Origin of the sequence: Micromonospora sp. M61 (assembly GCF_018070245.1) — a bacterium.
GTDB lineage: Bacteria > Actinomycetota > Actinomycetes > Mycobacteriales > Micromonosporaceae > Micromonospora > Micromonospora zamorensis.
This window is the reverse complement of record NZ_JAGPYA010000017.1, coordinates 65,710-84,230: the sequence shown is the minus strand read 5'-3', so window position 1 is coordinate 84,230 and position 18,521 is coordinate 65,710. Positions and strand designations below refer to the sequence as shown.

At 71.4% G+C, this 18,521-nt stretch carries 17 protein-coding genes and 2 tRNA genes; 11 read left to right on the top strand and 8 right to left on the bottom strand.

The genetic code is table 11. From position 1 onward, the window contains the following. Positions 1–67: 67 nt before the first annotated feature. The 6 genes from KBX34_RS12565 to KBX34_RS12540 all read left to right on the top strand — a co-directional run bounded on the left by KBX34_RS12565 (position 68) and on the right by KBX34_RS12540 (position 5,466). Positions 68–3,058 (top strand): UPF0182 family protein, encoded by a 2,991-nt coding sequence (locus tag KBX34_RS12565; RefSeq protein ID WP_210925074.1) that lies wholly within the window; start codon positions 68–70, stop codon positions 3,056–3,058. Between the two features lie 186 nt (positions 3,059–3,244). Beyond that, entirely contained in the window at positions 3,245–3,754 is a 510-nt protein-coding gene (locus tag KBX34_RS12560; RefSeq protein WP_210925073.1) for a SigE family RNA polymerase sigma factor, read from the top strand. After that, positions 3,744–4,691 (top strand): hypothetical protein, encoded by a 948-nt coding sequence (locus KBX34_RS12555; RefSeq protein ID WP_210925071.1) that lies wholly within the window; start codon positions 3,744–3,746, stop codon positions 4,689–4,691. The genes KBX34_RS12560 and KBX34_RS12555 overlap by 11 nt, the downstream gene beginning before the upstream one ends. 83 nt (positions 4,692–4,774) lie before the next feature. Next, a tRNA-Met gene (locus tag KBX34_RS12550) sits at positions 4,775–4,848 on the top strand. A 123-nt stretch (positions 4,849–4,971) separates the two neighbouring features. Continuing rightward, positions 4,972–5,045: transfer RNA gene (locus KBX34_RS12545), tRNA-Met, on the top strand. Between the two features lie 172 nt (positions 5,046–5,217). Then, complete coding sequence (locus tag KBX34_RS12540) at positions 5,218–5,466, top strand: hypothetical protein (protein ID WP_088950039.1); 249 nt, start codon at positions 5,218–5,220, stop codon at positions 5,464–5,466. 56 nt (positions 5,467–5,522) lie between these two features. On the opposite strand, the gene KBX34_RS12535 is transcribed toward KBX34_RS12540, so the two are convergent. After that, entirely contained in the window at positions 5,523–6,854 is a 1,332-nt protein-coding gene (locus KBX34_RS12535; protein WP_307871382.1) for an extracellular solute-binding protein, read from the bottom strand. A 138-nt stretch (positions 6,855–6,992) separates the two neighbouring features. Between KBX34_RS12535 and KBX34_RS12530 the strand changes: the two genes are divergently transcribed. Further along, the gene (locus KBX34_RS12530) at positions 6,993–7,826 is read left to right on the top strand and encodes a phosphoribosylaminoimidazolesuccinocarboxamide synthase (protein ID WP_210794484.1); all 834 of its coding nucleotides are present in this window, start codon (positions 6,993–6,995) and stop codon (positions 7,824–7,826) included. Positions 7,827–7,841: 15 nt separating this feature from the next. Here KBX34_RS12530 and glpK read toward each other — a convergent pair whose 3' ends face one another. Then, positions 7,842–9,326: a glycerol kinase GlpK gene (glpK, locus tag KBX34_RS12525; RefSeq protein WP_210794482.1), complete on the bottom strand. Its 1,485-nt coding sequence runs from the start codon at positions 9,324–9,326 to the stop codon at positions 7,842–7,844. Between the two features lie 101 nt (positions 9,327–9,427). Between glpK and KBX34_RS12520 the strand changes: the two genes are divergently transcribed. Then, positions 9,428–10,366, top strand: a complete 939-nt coding sequence (locus tag KBX34_RS12520) for a ribose-phosphate pyrophosphokinase (protein ID WP_141911023.1) — start codon at positions 9,428–9,430, stop codon at positions 10,364–10,366. A 95-nt stretch (positions 10,367–10,461) separates the two neighbouring features. On the opposite strand, the gene KBX34_RS12515 is transcribed toward KBX34_RS12520, so the two are convergent. Beyond that, the gene (locus tag KBX34_RS12515; RefSeq protein WP_210925068.1) at positions 10,462–10,917 is read right to left on the bottom strand and encodes an ATP-binding protein; all 456 of its coding nucleotides are present in this window, start codon (positions 10,915–10,917) and stop codon (positions 10,462–10,464) included. 119 nt (positions 10,918–11,036) lie between these two features. Here KBX34_RS12515 and macS point away from each other — a divergent pair, with 119 nt between their 5' ends. Both macS and KBX34_RS12505 read left to right on the top strand, forming a co-directional pair. Then, a complete protein-coding gene (gene macS / locus KBX34_RS12510; protein WP_210794476.1) occupies positions 11,037–12,179 on the top strand; it encodes a MacS family sensor histidine kinase in 1,143 nt (380 codons plus the stop codon). Between the two features lie 14 nt (positions 12,180–12,193). After that, on the top strand, positions 12,194–12,847 hold the full coding sequence (locus KBX34_RS12505; protein WP_210925086.1) for a response regulator transcription factor: 654 nt from the start codon (positions 12,194–12,196) through the stop codon (positions 12,845–12,847). 6 nt (positions 12,848–12,853) lie between these two features. Here the strand turns inward: KBX34_RS12505 and KBX34_RS12500 are convergent, their stop codons facing one another. The 3 genes from KBX34_RS12500 to KBX34_RS12490 all read right to left on the bottom strand — a co-directional run bounded on the left by KBX34_RS12500 (position 12,854) and on the right by KBX34_RS12490 (position 15,314). Then, positions 12,854–13,426, bottom strand: a complete 573-nt coding sequence (locus tag KBX34_RS12500; protein WP_099848385.1) for a DUF5709 domain-containing protein — start codon at positions 13,424–13,426, stop codon at positions 12,854–12,856. A gap of 89 nt (positions 13,427–13,515) precedes the next feature. Continuing rightward, complete coding sequence (locus tag KBX34_RS12495; RefSeq protein WP_247668194.1) at positions 13,516–14,256, bottom strand: ATP-binding protein; 741 nt, start codon at positions 14,254–14,256, stop codon at positions 13,516–13,518. A 59-nt stretch (positions 14,257–14,315) separates the two neighbouring features. Next, entirely contained in the window at positions 14,316–15,314 is a 999-nt protein-coding gene (locus KBX34_RS12490; RefSeq protein WP_210794472.1) for an SDR family oxidoreductase, read from the bottom strand. A 223-nt stretch (positions 15,315–15,537) separates the two neighbouring features. Here KBX34_RS12490 and KBX34_RS12485 point away from each other — a divergent pair, with 223 nt between their 5' ends. Beyond that, positions 15,538–16,737 (top strand): glycosyltransferase, encoded by a 1,200-nt coding sequence (locus KBX34_RS12485; RefSeq protein ID WP_088950029.1) that lies wholly within the window; start codon positions 15,538–15,540, stop codon positions 16,735–16,737. A gap of 25 nt (positions 16,738–16,762) precedes the next feature. Here the strand turns inward: KBX34_RS12485 and KBX34_RS12480 are convergent, their stop codons facing one another. Together KBX34_RS12480 and hisN are read right to left on the bottom strand one after the other, a co-directional pair. Continuing rightward, a complete protein-coding gene (locus tag KBX34_RS12480; RefSeq protein ID WP_374223678.1) occupies positions 16,763–17,617 on the bottom strand; it encodes a hypothetical protein in 855 nt (284 codons plus the stop codon). A 59-nt stretch (positions 17,618–17,676) separates the two neighbouring features. Then, positions 17,677–18,495: a histidinol-phosphatase gene (gene hisN / locus KBX34_RS12475; RefSeq protein ID WP_210925064.1), complete on the bottom strand. Its 819-nt coding sequence runs from the start codon at positions 18,493–18,495 to the stop codon at positions 17,677–17,679. Positions 18,496–18,521 lie beyond the last annotated feature (26 nt).

Here is an 18,521-nt window from a genome sequence, read left to right as displayed (position 1 = left end):
GAACACCCCGTACTCTGGGTGCCTGGTCGGAGCCGATCACATCGAGCGTGCGGAGCCAACAGTGGTAATGCGTAGCAGCAGCCCCCTTCCGAGGATGAGCCGGCGCGGGCGCGTCACCATCGCTGTCCTGGTTGGGGTGTTCGTGCTCTTCACCCTGCTCGGGTGGGGTGTCCAGGCGTGGACCGACTGGCTCTGGTTCGACGAGGTGCGCTACACCGAGGTCTTCACCGGTGTCCTGCTCACCCGGCTGGTGCTCTTCCTGGCCGCCGGTCTCGGCATGGCGGTGATCGTCGGTGGCAACCTGTGGCTGGCCTACCGGTTGCGTCCGCGGCTGCGTCCGCACTCGGTGGAGCAGGCGACGCTGGAGCGCTACCGGATGGTGCTCAGCCCGCGGTTGGGCACCTGGATCGCGTTGACCGCCGCTGTGGTCGGGCTCTTCGCCGGCCTCTCCGCGCAGAACCGGTGGAACCAGTGGCTGCTCTTCCGCAACGGCGGTGACTTCGGGATCAAGGACCCGGAGTTCGGGGTGGACATCGGCTTCTACGTCTTCCAGCTGCCGTTCTGGCGTTACCTGCTCGGCGTCGCCTTCACCGCTGTGGTGCTGGCGGTGATCGGCGCGCTGGCGGTGCACTACCTCTTCGGCGGGGTCCGCCTGCAGGGCGTCGGTGACCGGATGAGCAACGCCGCCCGCGCGCACCTGAGCAGCCTGGTCGCGGTCTTCGTGCTGTTGAAGGCCGTCGCGTACGTGCTGGACCGGCGGGCGATGCTGCTGGAGTACAACGAGGGCGCCAAGTTGTACGGCGCCGGCTACGCCGACGTCAACGCGCTGCTGCCGGCGAAGGAGATCCTGGCCTACATCTCGATCGTGGTGGCGATCGCGATCATCGTGTTCTCCAACGCCTGGATGCGGAACCTGGTCTGGCCGGGGATCTCGCTGGCGCTGCTCGGCGTGTCCGCGGTGGCCATCGGCGGCATCTACCCCTGGGCCGTGCAGACCTTCGAGGTCAAGCCGAGCGCCAAGGACAAGGAAGCGCCGTACATCCAGCGCAGCATCGACGCGACACGAGCGGCGTTCGGGTTGGGGGCCACCGAGACGACCCCGTACGCGGCGAACAACCTCACCCCACCGGCGAACCTGGCCACCGACACCTCGGTGGTGTCGAACGTGCGTCTGCTCGACCCGCAGCTGGTCAGCGAGACGTACACCCAGCTCCAGCAGGTGCGTGGCTTCTACGACTTCGGCCCCAAGCTGGACATCGACCGGTACGGGGTGAACGGGAACGTCTCCGACTACGTGGTCGGCGTCCGGGAGATCAACTACGGCGAGCTGACCGACCAGCAGAACACCTGGATCAACCGGCACACCGTCTACACCCACGGGTACGGGCTGGTGGCCGCCCCGGCGAACCAGGTGGTCTGCGGCGGGCAGCCGTTCTTCGTCTCCGGCTTCCTGGGCGAGAAGACCCAGGAGGCGTGCTCCTCGCAGACCGAGCAGATCACGGCCAAGCAGCCGCGGATCTACTACGGCGAGCGGATGGCGGCCGACGACTACGCGATCGTCGGGCAGTCCGACCCGAACAAGAAGGCCGAGTTCGACCGGCCGGTCGGTGAGGGTGGCGGCGAGTCCTACACCTACACCGGTGAGGGCGGCGTGGAGATCGGCTCCTTCGCCCGGCGGCTGCTGTACGCCATCAAGGAGCAGGAGTCGAACTTCCTGCTGTCCGAGGCGGTCAACAAGGACTCCAAGCTGCTCTACGTGCGTAACCCGCGCGACCGGGTGGAGAAGGTCGCGCCGTTCCTCACGCTGGACGGCGACCCGTACCCGGCGGTTGTCGACGGCCGGGTGCAGTGGATCGTCGACGGCTACACCACGGCGGCCACCTACCCGTACGCCGAGAAGGTCAACCTCCAGACCGAGACCACCGACGAGTTGACCAACCGGGGCACCTTCCAGCTGGCCCGGGAGGACGTCAACTACATGCGCAACTCGGTGAAGGCCACTGTCGACGCGTACGACGGCACCGTGAAGCTCTACGAGTACGACGACACCGACCCGGTGCTCAAGGCGTGGAACAAGGCGTTCGGTGGTGACCTGGTGCTGCCGAAGGCGGATATCCCGGTCGAGCTGACCGAGCACCTGCGCTACCCGGCGGACATGTTCAAGGTGCAGCGCAACCTGCTCACCAAGTTCCACGTGACCAACCCGGGTGACTTCTACTCGGCTCAGGACTTCTGGCAGGTGCCCAACGTGCCGGACGCCCCGGACAGCGGCCAGAAGCAGCCTCCGTACTACCTGTTCACGCAGTTCCCTGGGCAGGAGAGCCCGCGGTTCCAGCTCACCTCGGCGGTCACCCCGAACGGCCGGCAGAACCTCGCCGCGCTGATCTCCGGGTCGTACGTCGAGGGGAAGCCCCGCCTGGAGGTGCTGGAGTTGCCGGACCAGACCCGGATCTCGGGCCCGGTGCAGGTGCACCAGCAGATGACCAACAACGCGAACATCCGTCAGCAGCTCAACCTGCTCTCCAGCAACCAGGCCCAGGTGCAGTACGGCAACCTGCTGTCGTTGCCCTTCGCCGACGGCATGCTCTACGTCGAGCCGGTCTACGTGAAGAGCAACCAGCAGGACGCGTACCCGCTGTTGCAGAAGGTGCTGCTCTCCTACGGTGACGGTGGCTCCTTCGTGGCGCTGGCCGACAACATCAACGACGGCATCAAGCAACTGGTCGAGCAGGGTAAGAAGGCCGGGCAGGGCACGTCGCCGCCTCCGACCACCGGGGGTAACCCCACGACCCCGACGCCGACGCCGACGCCCAGCGGGACCGCCACGCCGGCGCCGACGCCGAGCGCCAGCATCCCGCCGCCGACCGGTGATCTGGCCGTCGCCGCGGACCGGGTGCAGACCGCGATCACCGAGGTCCGGTCGGCGCAGACGTCCGGTGACTTCGAGCGGTACGGGCGTGCGCTGAAGGCCTTGGACGAGGCGCTCACCGCGTTCCAGCAGGCGCAGCAGGCCGCCGGCACTGCCAGTGGTGGCCCGTCGCCGAGCCCCGGCGGCTGATCCACCACAGCCGGGAGCACGTCTCGGAGCCCTCGTCGTCGGACCCACCGGTCCGGACGGCGGGGGCTCCGTCGTGTCCGGTGGTGTCACCGTCTGTCACCTCACCGACAGGTGCGGTCGGGCCGCAACCTGCGGCACCGGTTCGCCGTCCTCATTTGCAACGGGGTGGGATGAGGGGGAGCAGTCGTGAGGGACGCGCAGAGCTTCGATGACTTCTACCGCGGCACGGCGCGGCGGATGGTGCGGTACGGCTACGCGGTCACCGGCGACCACAACGAGGCACAGGACCTGGTGCAGGAGGCGTACGCCCGGGCCTGGCGGCAGTGGGGGAGGTTGTCGGCTCATCCGGCGCCGGAGGCGTGGCTGCGGCTGGTGGTGTCCCGCCTGGCGACCGACCGCTGGCGGCGGCTGGGCGGCCTGCGTGGCGCGCTGCGGCTGGCCGGGCCTCCACCGCCGGTCCCTCCGCCCAACGAGGACAGCGTGCTGCTGGTCCAGGCCCTGCGTCAGGTGCCGGCAACCCACCGGCGGGTGTTGGCGCTGCACTACCTGTTCGACATGCCCGTCGAGGAGATCGCCCGAGAGGTCGACGTGCCGGTTGGCACTGTGAAGTCGTGGCTTTCCCGCGGCCGGGCCCGACTCGCCGCGTTGCTGCCCGATCTGGCCATCGTGGAACTGGAGGCCACCGATGTCGCGTGAACTGTCTGAGCTGTACCGGTCCCTCGCCGCCGACGCCGACGCTCGCGATCTGGGCGTCCCCGAGGTGCTACGGCACCAGACGGACCGTCGGGCCAGGCTGCGTGTCGCCGGGAGCACCCTTGCCGTGGCCCTGGTGGTGGTGGGCGTGGCTGTCGGGACCCAGGTGGTCGCTCCGCAGGCGGCGACCGTACCCTCGCCGGCCGGCACGCCCACGGCGCCGGCGCCGCCATCCGCGTCGCCGTCGCCGAGCGTGACCGGCGGTTCGGTATCACCGCCCGTCTCGCCGACCCCGCCCGGACGCTCCCCGGGTACGACGGCGACGTCTCCCGGTGTCACAGGTGCGGCGCAGCCCAGGACGCCGACCGGCATCCCGGATCGGGCGTTCTTCCGGCTCGCGGCGGCCAACCAGATCGGCATCGCGCCCGAATTCCGGGACCTTGAGGTGCTGCCGGACCTGTGCGGCGCCCGCTACTCGAGTGAGGGGGCGATCGTGCAGCGTCGGACCCGGAACGTGGTCTACAAGCTGCCGCAGAATCCCGGTGCGGGGCACGTCCCGGACGGCACGTACACGCACTCCATCACCATCTACCGGGCCGGGCGCGCCGACGACCTGCTGGACGAGTTGCGGCGGGCGGTGCGCGACTGCCCGCAGCAGGAACGGCCAGGTGACAGCGCGCCGGTGCTGAGCAGGCAGCGGCTGCTCACCGACACCCGCTATGGCGACGAGTCGGTGCTGTTCGAGATGCGCCGCCCGGAACTGGACGTCAACGGCGACCCGACCGGCGTGGAGGACGTACGGCTGATCCGGGCGATCCGGGTCGGCGACGTGGTGACGACCCTCTGGGAGCAGGGCTGGGAGAACACCTCAAGCCAACGGGCGCAGGTCGACGCGGACAGCGCCCGGGCGGTCGCCGCCGTGAAGGTCTGGCTCGGCTGACCGTGGTGGCCGGGTCGCTATTCGGCGGATTCGGATGTCGTTTTGCGGGGCCCGGGGGTGGTGCGCTACGGTTAGCGAGCCGACGCGGGGTGGAGCAGCTCGGTAGCTCGCTGGGCTCATAACCCAGAGGTCGCAGGTTCAAATCCTGTCCCCGCTACGACAGAAAGCCCGTCTCCGGTTCGCCGGAGGCGGGCTTTCGACATTCTGCGGTGTCGGCCGCAGCGGTTGGTGACCCCCGCTGATCATCGCCGGGACGCATGGGTTAGTCTTAACCAGTCGACGCGGGGTGGAGCAGCTCGGTAGCTCGCTGGGCTCATAACCCAGAGGTCGCAGGTTCAAATCCTGTCCCCGCTACAAATGAAATGACATGAGTCCGGCCCCCACATTGTGGGGGCCGGACTTGTTTGATGCCTGGGCGACCGTTGCCGGAACATGTCGCACTCCAGGGCGCTCCGGAAAGATCTCAGTTCCGTGATTCGGCGTGGACCGACGTGCCGGTGTTGCGTCCTTCGGCGAGGATGGGCGCATGTCTTCATTCGGTAAGTGGTGGGGCCGACTCAGCGCGGTCCTCGGTGGGGCCGTTCTGGCGGTCTTCGTGCCCGTCGCGGCCTGGGCGTCCACGGGCACCGGCGAGCTGGTGGTGGAAGCCGCCCGGCGTCGGGGTCGCAGCGGCTTCGGGATCCTTCCGCTGCTCTGCTGCCTGGTGGTGGTCGCGATCGTCGTGTTCCTCGTGCTGCGTCTGATGCGCAACCGTCGCGGCGGCCCGCCGCGCTGACCCGGCAGCCGGTCAGGTCGGTCCACGGCTGCGGGCTGTGGACCGACCTCCGGTGGTCACGCCGCCAGGGCGGCGTTGGCCTGCGCGATGAAACGTGAGGCGGCCGCCCGGGTGCCGGTCCGCTTGACGCGGATGCTCTCTGCGGTGGCGACCAGCAGGGTCCGCACCTTCGCGTGCCCCTTCGGGGGTGGCGCCGGGGCCGGCCCGAGCTGGTCGGCGATGGCCGCGCCGAACGCGGCGGCCCGCTGCTGGGCCGGATCGGTGATGCTGCCCTCGGCGTAGCGGCGGACGGCGAGACTGGCGTTCAGGCCGCGTTCGTGGCCGAGGACGGTGCCGGCCTCGCCATTCGTGGTCAGGAAATTGATCACGTCGGTGACGGTGTCCGGGTGGCGGGTGCCCCGGAACGCGGCCCAGAACATCGAGGCGCGCGCCCACTGCGCACCGGTCGGCCCCGGCAAGCCGACAATGCCCAGCTCGGCCCCGGTGAGCCGCTGCAACTCCGGCAGTTGGTGGGACCACGCGAACGACGCGGCGGTCAACCCGGTCACCACCAGTTGCCGGGACGGCTCGCCGCTGTCGGCCTGATCGACCAGCGCCGCACCCGGCGTGGCCCGCGCCCTGCGGGCCCGCTGCCACAGCTCGAACCAGGCGATCAGCTGTTCCACGCCGAAACCGAGCTGCTTACCCCGGTAGAGCTCGCCGCCCTGTGACCGCAACCAGAGCCAGAGCGCCCGGTAGTCACCGGAGCCGTCCATGGTGCCGGCCACCTGGCCGTCACTGGCCTCGGTGACCTCTTCCGCCCAGGAGATGTAGTCGGCCCAGCTCATCCCGGCGCGTGGTTCCGGCACCTGCAGCTCCCGCAACAACTCCCGGTTGAAGACCACACCCGCGTGGGTCTGCCCGCCGGGCACCGCCATCGTCCGCCCCTCCACCGTGCCGTAGCGGATCAGCCCCTCCGGCAGGCCCCGCAGATCCAGACTGTGGTCGGCGACCCGGTCGGTGAGGTCGAGGATGATCTGGCGTTGGGCGTACTCGGTCAGCATGGCGTCGTCGATCTGGACCAGGTCCGGTACGTTGCCGCCGGCCGCCTGGGTGGCCAGGCGCTCGTAGTAGCCGTCGGCGCCCTGCCAGGTGACCCGGAAGGTGACCTGGGGGTTGCGCTCCGAGTAGAGCCGCAGGACCTTCTCGGTGAGCGCCGCCCGCCTTGGACCGCCCCACCAGAAGACCGACAGCTCGACCGGCCCGTCCTGGGTCGAGGTGGCGGCGTCGTCGCTGCACCCGGCCAGCCCGCCGGAGGCGAGCAGAGGTGCGCCGAGCACCGCGGTCAGCAGTCGGCGCCGGCCCGGGTCAGCGCCGAGGCGGTCGAACGGGGGTCGAACAACGGGCACGGGGGTCTCCTGGACCTGCGAGGGCGGCGGTCGGACCATTCACGCAGGCAGCGCACGAAGGTGTCAACGTCCGTCCGGTCACCCCCGGCGTGGGTGGTCGAATCAGGCCTTCCGATGTCGCATGGTGTACTAGGGCGCGTGGAACTTCTGCACTCGGGCAAGGTTCGGGACGTCTACGCCGACGGCGATGACCTGATCCTGGTCGCCTCGGACCGCATCTCGATCTACGACGTGGCGCTGCCGACGCCGATCCCGGACAAGGGTCGCCTGCTCACCGCGCTCTCGCTCTGGTGGTTCGAGCAGCTCGCCGACCTGGTGCCGAACCACGTCATCTCGGCAACCGACGTGCCCGCCGAGTTCGCCGGGCGGGCGATCCGCTGCCAGCGGCTGGACATGGTCCCGGTCGAGTGCGTGGCCCGGGGTTACCTCACCGGCGGCGGCCTGCGGGAGTACGAGCAGACCGGCGCGGTGTCCGGCATAACCCTGCCCCGAGGGCTCGGCGAGGCGTCGATCCTGCCCGAGCCGATCTTCACACCGTCGAGCAAGGCGCCGATGGGTGAGCACGACGAGCCGATCACGTACGACGACGTGGTGGACAAGGTGGGTGAGGCCACCGCCGAGCGGCTGCGGCAGATCACCATCGAGGTCTACCGGCGCGGCGCCGAGCTGGCCGCCGACCGGGGCATCCTGATCGCCGACACCAAGCTCGAGCTGGGTTGGGCACCGGACGGCACCCTGGTCCTCGCCGACGAACTGCTCACCTCCGACTCGTCGCGGTTCTGGCCCGCCGAGTCGTACCAGCCGGGCCGTGTGCAGTTCTCCTACGACAAGCAGTACGTGCGGGACTGGGCCACCGGCAGCGGCTGGAACAAGCAGGCCCCCGCGCCGGACGTGCCCGACGAGGTCGTCGAGGCGACCCGCGCCCGCTACATCGAGGTGTACGAGAAGCTCACCGGCAACCGCTGGGAGTGACAGCCGCGTCGGCGGTCACTCCACCCAGTCGAGGGTGCGCTGCACGGCCTTGCGCCAGTTGTGCAGCTCCCGGTCGCGCAGCTCCGGGGCCATGGTGGACTCCCACTGGGCATCGGAGCGCCACTTCGCCCGCAGGGTGGCCAGATCCGGCCAGAAGCCGACCGCCAGGCCGGCCGCGTACGCGGCACCCAGACAGGTGGTCTCGGTGATCCGGGACCGGACCACCGGCACGTCGAGCACATCGGCGAGGAACTGCATGAGCAGACCGTTGGCGGTCATCCCGCCGTCCACCCGGAGCCGGCGCAGTGCCACGTCGGAGTCGGCATCCATCGCGTCGACCACCTCGCGGGTCTGCCAGGCCGACGCCTCCAGCGCGGCCCGCGCCAGGTGCCCCTTGGTGATGTAACCGGTCAGACCGGCGATCACCCCACGGGCGTCGGTGCGCCAGTGCGGGGCGAACAGTCCGGAGAACGCGGGCACCACGTAGCAGCCGCCGTTGTCGTCCACGGTGCGGGCCAAATCCTCCACCTCCGCGGCCGTGGAGATCAGCCCGAGGTTGTCGCGCAGCCACTGCACCAACGAGCCGGTGACCGCGATCGCGCCCTCCAGGGCGTACGCCGGCGGTTGCCCCTTGATCTGGTAGGCGACCGTGGTGAGCAGGCCGTGCGTCGACGGGACTGGGGTGGCGCCGGTGTTGAGCAGCAGGAAGCTCCCGGTGCCGTAGGTGCACTTCGCCTCGCCCGGCTGAAAGCAGGTCTGCCCGAACAGGGCGGCCTGCTGGTCTCCGAGAGCGCTGGCCACCGGCACCCCGGCGAGCACGCCGGTGGCGGTGCCGTACACCTCGGCGGAGCAGCGGATCTCCGGCAGCATCGCCGCCGGGACGCCCATCGCGTCCAGCAGGTCCGGAGCCCAGTCGAGGGTGGTGAGGTCCATGAGCATGGTCCGGCTGGCGTTGGTCACGTCGGTGACGTGCTCGCCGGTCAGCTTCCAGATCAGCCAGCTGTCCATGGTGCCGAAGAGCACCTCGCCGCGCTCCGCGCGCTCGCGCAGGCCGTCGACCTCGTCCAGCAGCCAGCGCAGCTTCGGGCCGGCGAAGTAGGTGGCCAGCGGCAGGCCGGTGCGGGCCCGGAACCGCTCCTCGCCGTACGCCGAGGCCAGCTCGCGCAGCAGCGGCCCGGTCCGGGTGTCCTGCCAGACGATGGCATTGGCCACCGGGCGGCCGGTGGCCCGGTCCCAGACGAGGGTGGTCTCCCGCTGGTTGGTGATGCCCACGGCGGCCAGGCCGGCCGGGTCGGTGCCGGCGGACCGCAGCGCCTCGGAGACCACCTGCTGGACGTTGTCCCAGATCTCCTCGGCGTCGTGTTCCACCCAGCCTGGTTGAGGGAAGATCTGCCGGTGTTCGCGCTGGGCAACGGCGACGATGTCCCCGGCGGAGTCGAAGACGAGGCACCGCGAGGAGGTGGTGCCCTGGTCGATGGCGGCGACGTACTGGGGGGTCACCGCAGCACCGTACCCGGACCGGCGTTCGGTGCGACAGGCGTCACGGCCGGTTGCGGCCCGCCGCCGAAGGCCGCCGCCCGGGTCGCCTACGATGTGCGAACGTGCGCGACATCGCCGTTTTCAGTGGAACTGCCCATCCCGACCTGGCCGCCGAGATCTGTGCCCACCTCGGGGTGCCGCTGCATCCGGTGCGGGTCTCCCGATTCGCGAACGACTGTCTGGAAGTGCAGTTGCAGGCCAACTGCCGGGAGCGGGACGTCTTCCTGATCCAGCCGCTGGTGCCGCCCGTGCAGGAGAATCTGGTGGAGCTGCTGCTGATGATCGACGCGGCGCGGGGCGCCTCGGCCGGCCGGATCACTGTGGTGCTGCCGCACTACGCGTACGCCCGCTCCGACAAGAAGGACGCCCCGCGGATCTCGATCGGCGCCCGGCTCGTCGCCGATCTGCTCGTGTCGGCCGGCGCGGACCGGGTGCTCGCGATGACCCTGCACTCGCCGCAGGTGCACGGCTTCTTCAGCGTCCCGGTGGATCACCTGCACGCGCTGCGGGAGCTGGCCACCCACTTCCAGCGCTACGACCTGAGCAACACCGTGGTGGTCTCACCCGACCTCGGCAACGCCAAGGAGGCGGCGGCCTTCGCCCGGTTGCTCGGCACACCGGTCGCGGCCGGCGCGAAGCAGCGGTTCAGTGACGACCTGGTCAAGATCAGCGCGGTGATCGGCGAGGTAGCCGACCGGGACGTCATCGTGCTGGACGACGAGATCGCCAAGGGCAGCACTGTTGTCGAGTTGATGGAGCATCTGCGGGGCCTGAAGGTCCGGTCGATCCGGCTGGCCTGCACGCACGGGCTGTTCTCCGGCGACGCCCTCCAGCGGCTCAGCGACCAGGAGGGCGTCCTGGAGATCGTCTGCACCAACACGGTGCCCATCGCGGACGCCAAGCGGGTGCCGAAGTTGCAGGTCCTGTCGGTGGCGCCCGCCCTGTCCGAGGCGATGCGCCGGATCCACAACGGGGAGTCCGTTTCGGCGCTGTTCGCCTGAGCCGCAGCCGCAAGCCGTCCCCCGCAGCCGCAAGCCGTTCCCGCAGCCGCTCCCCGCAGTCGCAGATTGCAGCCGCGGGGAGCGGCTGCGGCGGCTCAGCGCGTGGTGCGCTTGTGGCTGACGAGGCCGGCGGTGATCCGGACGGTGGTGCCGGCGGAGCTGGAGACGACCTCCATGGCGTCGGTCAGCTCGCGGGCCAGCCAGAGGCCCCACCCACCGGCGGTGTCCGGGGCCGGCCGACTGCGGTCGCCCAGCCGCTGCGGGCTGATCCCGTGCCCGTGGTCGGCCACCTCGCAGACCAGCAGGCTGGACTCGTGCCAGAGGCGCAACCATCCACGCCCGCCGCCGTGCCGGACCGCATTGGTGATCAACTCGTTGATCGCGAGCACGAAGTCGTCCAGCCGTTGGCCGGTGAGTCCGCAGGCATGCGCGCATGAGGTGACCGAGTGTCGAATCTCGGTCACCTGGGCCTGGTCGAAGGCCTCGGCGATCAGGAGGGCAGGTTCGATGGGCACAACCGTACGCGGTGCGTGCGGATCTGCGTTCGTCATGGGCCCGTCCCGGCGGCGGATCTCGGAGTATTTCGCGGCTTTTCCACGGTACGTCAGGGTTTCCCGAACCGCACTCGCTGCTCGCCGTGCGGTGGACGGGTTATGGCATCCTGACCGCCATGCCGTCGCCGCCGGGTGGATTCGAGGTGCCGCTGTGGCGTGCGCTGGCGGTGTTCCGGCTGGCGTCCCTGGCGTACGTCTGCGTGCTCGCGGTGCGCGACGCCGACCGGTACGACCACCCGTACGCCGTCGGCGCCCTGATCCTGGTGATGGCGGCCTGGACCGCGGCGACCGCGGTCGGGTACGCCCGGCCGGCCTGGCGGCGCTGGCCGCTGCTGCTGGCCGACCTCGGGGTGGTGCTCGCCATCGTGCTGGCCACCCCGTGGGTGGTCGGTCGGGCGGCGCTCGCCACCGGCGTACCCACCATGGGGGTCGCCTGGATGGCCGGCCCGGTGCTGGCCTGGGCCGTCTCCGGTGGTCGGCGGCGGGGCACGGTCGCCGCGCTGCTGGTTGCCGGCGCGGACCTGACCACCCGGGAGCGGATCGGCCAGTCCTCGTTCACCGGGGTCATCCTGATGCTGCTCGCCGGGGTGGTGGTCGGGCACGTGGCCCGGCTCGCGGCGAGCGCCGAGGAACGGCTGCAACGCGCTGTGGAGTTGGAGGCCGCCACCCGGGAGCGGGAGCGGCTGGCCCGGGGCATCCACGACTCGGTGCTCCAGGTGCTGGCGATGGTGCAGCGGCGGGGTGCCGACCTGCCCGGTGAGGCGGGCGAGCTGGCCCGGTTGGCCGGCGAGCAGGAGGCCGCGTTGCGGGCACTGATCGCCGGCACCAGCCTGGCGAGCGCTGCCGTGCTCCCCGACGGCACCGAGGCGGCGGCGGTGGACCTGCGGACCCTGCTCGGCCGGTACGCCTCGGCGGCGGTGGTGCTCTCCGCCCCGGCCACCCCGGTGCCGCTGCCTCGGCGGGTGGCGGGGGAGTTGGCCGCCGCGACCGGCGCGGCCCTGGACAACGTGGGGCGGCACGCCAGCGGGCGGGCCTGGGTGTTGATCGAGGATGAGGGGGCGACGGTGACCGTGTCGATCCGCGACGAGGGGCCGGGCATCCCGGAAGGCCGGTTGACCGAGGCGGCCGCACAGGGTCGGCTCGGCGTGAGCCAGTCGATCCGGGGTCGGGTGGCCGACGTGGGCGGGACGGTTCGGATCGTGTCCGCCCCCGACGCCGGCACCGAGATCGAGCTGACAGTGCCGAGGGCACAGCGGTGACCCCGACCCGGGTGATGGTGGTCGACGACCACCCCATGTGGCGGGAGGGGGTGGCCCGCGACCTCACGGAGGCGGGCTTCCTGGTGGCGGCGACCAGCGGCGAGGGCCGGCAGGCCGTCCGGGTGGCCGCCGCCGCCCGGCCCGACGTGGTCGTCCTCGACCTGCAACTACCGGACATCTCCGGCGTCGAGGTGATCCTGGGTCTGCGTGCGGCACTGCCCGACGTGCGGGTGCTGATGCTCAGCGCCAGCGGCGAACAGCAGAGCGTGCTGGACGCGGTCAAGGCAGGGGCCACCGGTTACCTGGTGAAGTCCACAGCGCCCGCCGAGTTCCTCGACGCGGTCCGCCGCACCGCGGCCGGCGAGGCGGTCTTCACCCCCGGCCTGGCCGGGCTCGTCCTCGGCGAGTACCGCCGGCTGGCCGCCCGGCCGGGGCAGCCGACCGACCCTGCCGGCGGTGCGCAGTCCGCAGCGCCCCGGCTCACCGAGCGGGAGACGGAGGTGCTGCGGCAGGTGGCGAGAGGGCTGTCGTACAAGCAGATCGCGCAGCGGCTCGGGCTGTCGCACCGCACGGTGCAGAACCACGTGCAGAACACCCTGGGCAAACTGCAACTGCACAACCGGGTCGAGCTGACCCGGTACGCCATCGAACGTGGCCTGGACGACTGACCCTCCTCAGACCGAGCGCGGCGGCTCCGTCTCGTGGATGGCCAGCTCCTCGGCGGTCGCCCCGCCGCCAGCCGAACCCGCGTCGTACGCCACCGAGTCGGTCTCCTGGTCGGTGTGCGCCCCCTCGTCCGGCTCCACCAGCCGGCCGACGGTGGCGTCGGCCACCGTGCCGAGCTGACCGTGGTCGTACAGGGAGACCGGTGAGTTCGGGTCCGAGGTGGGCCCCGGATCCATCACGTCGGCGTCCAGCTGGGCCTCCGCCGCGGCTTCCAGATTGTCCGCCTCGAAGGCGATCTTCGGGTCGATCGTCCCGGCCAGCGGGTCGTCGGCCGGGCGCTCGTAGACCTCCCGGTCGAGCTTGTAGTCCAACGACTCACCGTCGAGCTGCTCCTCGGCGGTCGTCCCGAACCGGTCCACCGCCACCGGCGTACGGTCGCCGGGCAGTTGGGCCGGGTCCGGGCCGTCCGCCTCGCGCCCGGTGAGGACGTCGTCGTTGGCGGTCGAGTCGTCATCGGCGGTGTCGGGCAGGCCTTGCGCCTCGGTGTCGGACACGGGGGTCGGGTACTCGTTGTCGCGCATGTCTGATCACTACCCGCTGCCCTCCCGCCATAACCGGAGCACCGCAGGCTGTGCGGTGGCGAAACCGGCACCGGCGGCGAAACGCCCCGTCAGCCGAGGTGGGCGACCTCGTCGTCCGGGTGCAGGATGCACCAGACGACCTTGCCGTCCGGTATCGCGCTGCTGCCCCAGCGGCGAGCCACCGTGTCGATCAGCAGCAGGCCGCGGCCGCCGGCCCGGTTCGGCGGGGACAGCCCGGCGAACGTCGGCAGACGCGAGGAGTGATCGCGGACCGCCAGGTGCAGGGTGCTGTCCTGCGGAGCGAGCCGAACGGTCATCGGGGTCCGGGCGTGCGCCACCACGTTGTTCACCATCTCGGTGAGCGCGATGCAGGCCGGGTCGACCAGCATCGGCATGCCCCAGCGTTGGCAGCCGGTGGTGACCAGCTCGCGGGCCTGCCGGGCGGCTCCCACCGTCGGGGCCAGGTCGGCGGTGAGCACCGCCGCCAGCGGCGTCGCCGCGACCGCGGCCAGCGCGCCGTCGAGCGTCGGAAAGGCGGGCACGCCAGCGAGCGCGGGGTCCGGGTGGGCGGGTCCGTCGACCGTCGGATCACACAGCAGCAGGTCCGCGGCGGGCCAGTCGGCCACCTCCCGGCGAACCTCGGCGAAGACGCCTCGCCCGACCTCATCGGCGATGCACAGCCCGGTCACGTCGGCCACCACCGGGCCCGGCCGGTCCGCGAGTCTGGCGAGCAGCGCGCCGCGTACCGCCTCGGCTCCGGCGGCGTCGAGCACACCGGTCAGCCGGACCACCGCCGACGACTCGTCGATCTCCACGAGACAGTTCGACATGATCGCCTCATTGTGCGCGCCGGTCACCGTTCGCGCATTCGGGCGGTCGAGGCCGGTCATCAGCGGACCGACCGGGATCGGCGGTTGATCGCGGCCATGGTGCCGACGGCGGTGCCGGCGGCGGCGAGACCGAACGCGGCGGTCATCCGCACCAACTGACGCCGTCGACCGTTCCAGCCGCCGTCCCGGCGAGCCTGGGCGTCGGCGTGGAACACGTTGCCGCTGCTGTCCACCCGAGCGCCCGGACCGAACTGGGTCCGCTGGAGGTACCAGCCGAGGGTGCGTTCCACCAACGCGGGCGCCAGCCGCCACTGCAGGCCGATCAGCCGGGCCGCGCCACCGGCGTACGCCTCCCGGCGAGGCCGGCGCAGCAGCCGGACGATGGTCTCGGCGACCACCTCCGGCGGGTAGATCGGCGGCGGTGGCACCAGTTCCCGGCCGGTGTGGTTGGCCGTGTGCCGGAAGAACGGGGTGTCGATGGTGGCCGGCAGCACGGTGCAGACCGAGATCTGACCACGGCCGGTGACCCGCAGCTCCTGCCGGACCGTGTCGGCGAGCCCTCGGATGCCGTGCTTGCTGGCGTTGTACGCCGACTGGTACGGCATGGCCACCTCGGCCAGCACCGAGGCGTTGTTGACCAGGACACCGCCACCGGCCGCCCCCAGGTGGGGCAGGGCAGCCTTGATGCCGTGCACCGCGCCGAGCAGGTTGACCTCCAGCACCCGCCGGAACTCGGCGACCGGGATCTCGTCGAACAGGCCCACCGCGCTCACCGCGGCGTTGTTCACCCAGGCGTCGATCCGGCCGAACTCGGCCGCCGCCCGCTCGGCCAGTCGTTGCACCGACTCCAGATCGGTCACATCGGTCGGTACGACCAGCGCCTGGCCGCCCAACTCGCGGCAGCGCTGCGCGACCTGTCGTAGGGCCGGCTCGCTGCGGGCGGCCAGCACGACGGCGGCACCCCGGCGGGCCAGGGCGTACGCGGTCGCCGTGCCGATCCCGCTGGAAGCGCCGGTGATCACCACGGTCGAATCGTCGAGGGTGCGGGTCAGCGGCATTCTTGAGCGGTACCCCCGCCCGGGCCAGGTCATACCACTCAGAGCTTGTCGATCATCGTCGAACTTGGCTGCCTGTGCCGCTTGTGATTGCTGTGCCGCAAGTGTCGGTGGCACTCGGGGGGACTCTTCCTGATCTGCCAGGTTTCGACTCCGGGTCGCGGGGTTAATGGGACGCTCTGACCGGGAGGACCACTGCCGAGGAAAGATCGCAGGGAGGTGACCCATGCGCGTCGGCCTCGTCTGCGCGCACGCCAGTTCGTACCGCCACGCCGACGGCCCACCGGTCGGCACCCGACAGCACATTGCGCGGGTTGCCGCCGAGTTGGCCGAACGAGGCCACGACGTACGGCTCTACGAGCGCCGGGACGATCCCGGCCTGCCGGCGACGGTCACCGTCGACGGCTACCAGGTGCACCAGGTGCCCGCTGGCCCGCCCACCCCACTGCCCACCGCCGAGCTGATCCGGTACGTGACGGAGTTCGGCCGCTGGTTGACCGACGAGTGGGCCGGCGCCTGGCGGCCCGAGGTGGTGCACGGGCACTACTGGGTCGGGGGCCTGGCCGCCGCGCACGCCGTTCGCGAGACCGACATCCCGGTGGTGCAGACGTTCCACTCACTCGGCATCGAGCAGTTGCGCCACCTGGGCGGCCGCTACGACGGGCCGGGGGAGCGGATCACGCTGGAACGCGCACTGACCCGCGCTGTGGACATCGCTGTGGCGCAGTCGAACGACGAGGTCGACGAGCTGACCCGGATGGGTCTGCAACGCAGCTCGGTGGCCCTGGTGCCCCCGGGGGTGGACATCGAGCAGTTCCACCCCGACGGCGAGGCGGCACCACGCGAGCAGCGGTCCCGCATCCTCTCGGTCGGCTCGCTGTCCGCGGGGCACGGCCAGGAGGACCTGATCCGGGCGATGCGGCTGGTCGGCGACGCCGAGCTGGTGATCGCCGGTGGGCCACCGGCCGACCAACTGGCCAACCACGCCGAGGCGCGGCGGCTGCGCGAGCTGGCCGAGCAGGCCGGCGTCGTCGACCAGGTACGGCTCGTCGGCGCGGTGCCGCACGACCAGATGGCCACCTGGTACCGGTCGGCGGACGTGGTCGCCTGCACCCCGCACTACTCCTCGGCCGGGCGGGTCTCGCTGGAGGCGATGGCCTGCGGCGTGCCGGTGATCGGCTACGCGATGGGTGGTCTGGCCGACGCCGTCGTCGACGAGGTCACCGGCAAGCTCGTGCCCCCCGGCGACGTGCGGGCACTCGCGGTCTCGATTCGTCGGCTGCTCGCCGACAACGCCGGTCGTTTCGCGTACGGGCACGCCGCGGTGGACCGGGTCCGCAGCAGCTACACCTGGGAGCGGACCGCCGGTGCGCTGGAGCGCCTCTACGAGCGGGTGGTGAGCCGCCGCAAGCCGGTCGAGGCCTGAGCGGCAGGTCGGGCGGCCCGGTCGGTCAGCCGGGACGGGTCGCCGCGACCATGGCCCGGTCACGACGGCGCGTCGCCGGGCGCTGCTGCTGCGGCTGCGCGTACCGGGTCAGCCCGATCACCGAGGCCAGGGTGACCAGGAAACCGACTGCCGCCAGCCACTCCCGGCCCGGCCAGATCTTGTCGTTGAGCAACAGCAGGCCGACGATCGCGGCCGGCACCGCACCGGCGGCGTCCATCGCGGCGACCGCGGCGGTCGTCGAGCCGCGCTGCATGGCCAGGCCGAGCAGCAGCTGACCGACGATCGAGTGGGCGATGAGCAGGTAGAACAGCGGGTGGGCGAGGAACGCCTCGGCGGACGACGCGGATGCCAGTGGCCTGGCCGCGACGGCGGCCGAGCTGAACGCCAACCCGGCCAGCGACCCGAGGGCCACCGAACCTTGCGCCCCGTGCAGCCGGACGGCGAAGACCCCGAGCACCGCGATGACGCCGAGTGCCACCAGCAGGGCGATCGAGCCGGCGGTGCCGAGCTGCTTCGACGGCGCCGGGCGGGCGGACAGCACCAGGGCGGTGATCCCGGCGAAGAGCAGCGCCAGCAGCACCACCTCCGCCGCCGGTAGTCGCCACTTCAGCACCAGCACACCGAGGATGGCTGTCACCCCGAGCCCGGCCGCGACGCTGGCCTGCACGAGGAACAGCGGAAGGTCCCGTCGGGCCAGGAAGGCGAACACGAAACCGCCGATCTGGCAGCCCAGACCGATCAGGTACGTCCGGTGCCCGGCGAGGCGCAGCAGCAGGCCCGGATCGAAGGTGTGGTGAACCGTGGTGCGGGCCGCCGCCACCGACTGGAGAAGGTTGGCGAAGCCGTACGCGACGATCATCGTCGCGAGAAAACACCAGCCGGAGGAGACCACCTGGCGAGGATAGAGGTTGCCGGGGGTCAGCGCTCGGCTGGGCGATCGAGCCTGGTGAGGATGTCGCGGTGCAGCACACCGTTGGTGGCCACCACACTGCTGTCGGTGCCCGGCGCGCCGGCCGGGGCCGGTCGACCGAACAGATCCGTGACCGTGCCACCCGCCTCGGTGATGATCGGGACCAGCGCCGCCACGTCCCACAGGGACAGTTCCGGCTCGACCATCACGTCCAGTGCGCCCTCGGCCAGCAGCATGTAGCCGTAGAAGTCGCCGTACGCCCGACTGCGCCAGGTGGCCCGCATCAGGTCCAGCATCGCGTCGAGCCGACCGGCGCGCTCCCAGCCGTCGAGTGACGAGTAGCAGAAGCTGGCGTCCGCGATCTCCCGGACCGCGGAAACCCCGATCCGCTCGCCGGCGGCCGGGCCGTGACCGGCGTACGCGCCCGCGCCCGCGCTGGCCCACCAGCGCCGCCCCAGCGCCGGGGCGGACACCACGCCGACCGCTGGCCGGTCGCCGTCGTAGAGCGCGATCAGGGTGGCCCAGACCGGCACGCCCCGGACGAAGTTCTTGGTGCCGTCGATCGGGTCGATGATCCACCGGCGGCCGTCCGGGTCGGTGGACGGCCCGGCGCCGTACTCCTCACCGAGCAGCCCGTCCGCCGGCCGGTGCTCGGCCAGCAGGGCACGGATCTCCCGCTCCACTGCGGTGTCCGCGTCGGAGACCGGGGTCAGGTCGGGCTTCGCCTCGACCCGCAGGTCGAGCGCGCGGAACCGGGCTGTGGAGATGGCGTCGGCCCGGTCGGCGAGCAGGTGGGCGAGGGCGAGGTCGTCGGCGTACCCGGTCATCCCGGCAACCTAGCCGACGCCCGCCG

Bases quoted from the DNA above. Each gene is read 5' to 3' on its own strand.
- macS (WP_210794476.1), top strand. From the start codon at position 11,037: ATGCCGTCGCCGCCGGGTGGATTCGAGGTGCCGCTGTGGCGTGCGCTG.
- KBX34_RS12505 (WP_210925086.1), top strand. From the start codon at position 12,194: ATGGTGGTCGACGACCACCCCATGTGGCGGGAGGGGGTGGCCCGCGAC.
- KBX34_RS12485 (WP_088950029.1), top strand. From the start codon at position 15,538: ATGCGCGTCGGCCTCGTCTGCGCGCACGCCAGTTCGTACCGCCACGCC.
- KBX34_RS12480 (WP_374223678.1), bottom strand. From the start codon at position 17,617: ATGATCGTCGCGTACGGCTTCGCCAACCTTCTCCAGTCGGTGGCGGCG.
- KBX34_RS12495 (WP_247668194.1), bottom strand. From the start codon at position 14,256: ATGTCGAACTGTCTCGTGGAGATCGACGAGTCGTCGGCGGTGGTCCGG.
- KBX34_RS12515 (WP_210925068.1), bottom strand. From the start codon at position 10,917: ATGACGAACGCAGATCCGCACGCACCGCGTACGGTTGTGCCCATCGAA.
- KBX34_RS12540 (WP_088950039.1), top strand. From the start codon at position 5,218: ATGTCTTCATTCGGTAAGTGGTGGGGCCGACTCAGCGCGGTCCTCGGT.
- hisN (WP_210925064.1), bottom strand. From the start codon at position 18,495: ATGACCGGGTACGCCGACGACCTCGCCCTCGCCCACCTGCTCGCCGAC.
- KBX34_RS12555 (WP_210925071.1), top strand. From the start codon at position 3,744: ATGTCGCGTGAACTGTCTGAGCTGTACCGGTCCCTCGCCGCCGACGCC.
- KBX34_RS12490 (WP_210794472.1), bottom strand. From the start codon at position 15,314: ATGCCGCTGACCCGCACCCTCGACGATTCGACCGTGGTGATCACCGGC.
- KBX34_RS12500 (WP_099848385.1), bottom strand. From the start codon at position 13,426: ATGCGCGACAACGAGTACCCGACCCCCGTGTCCGACACCGAGGCGCAA.
- KBX34_RS12565 (WP_210925074.1), top strand. From the start codon at position 68: ATGCGTAGCAGCAGCCCCCTTCCGAGGATGAGCCGGCGCGGGCGCGTC.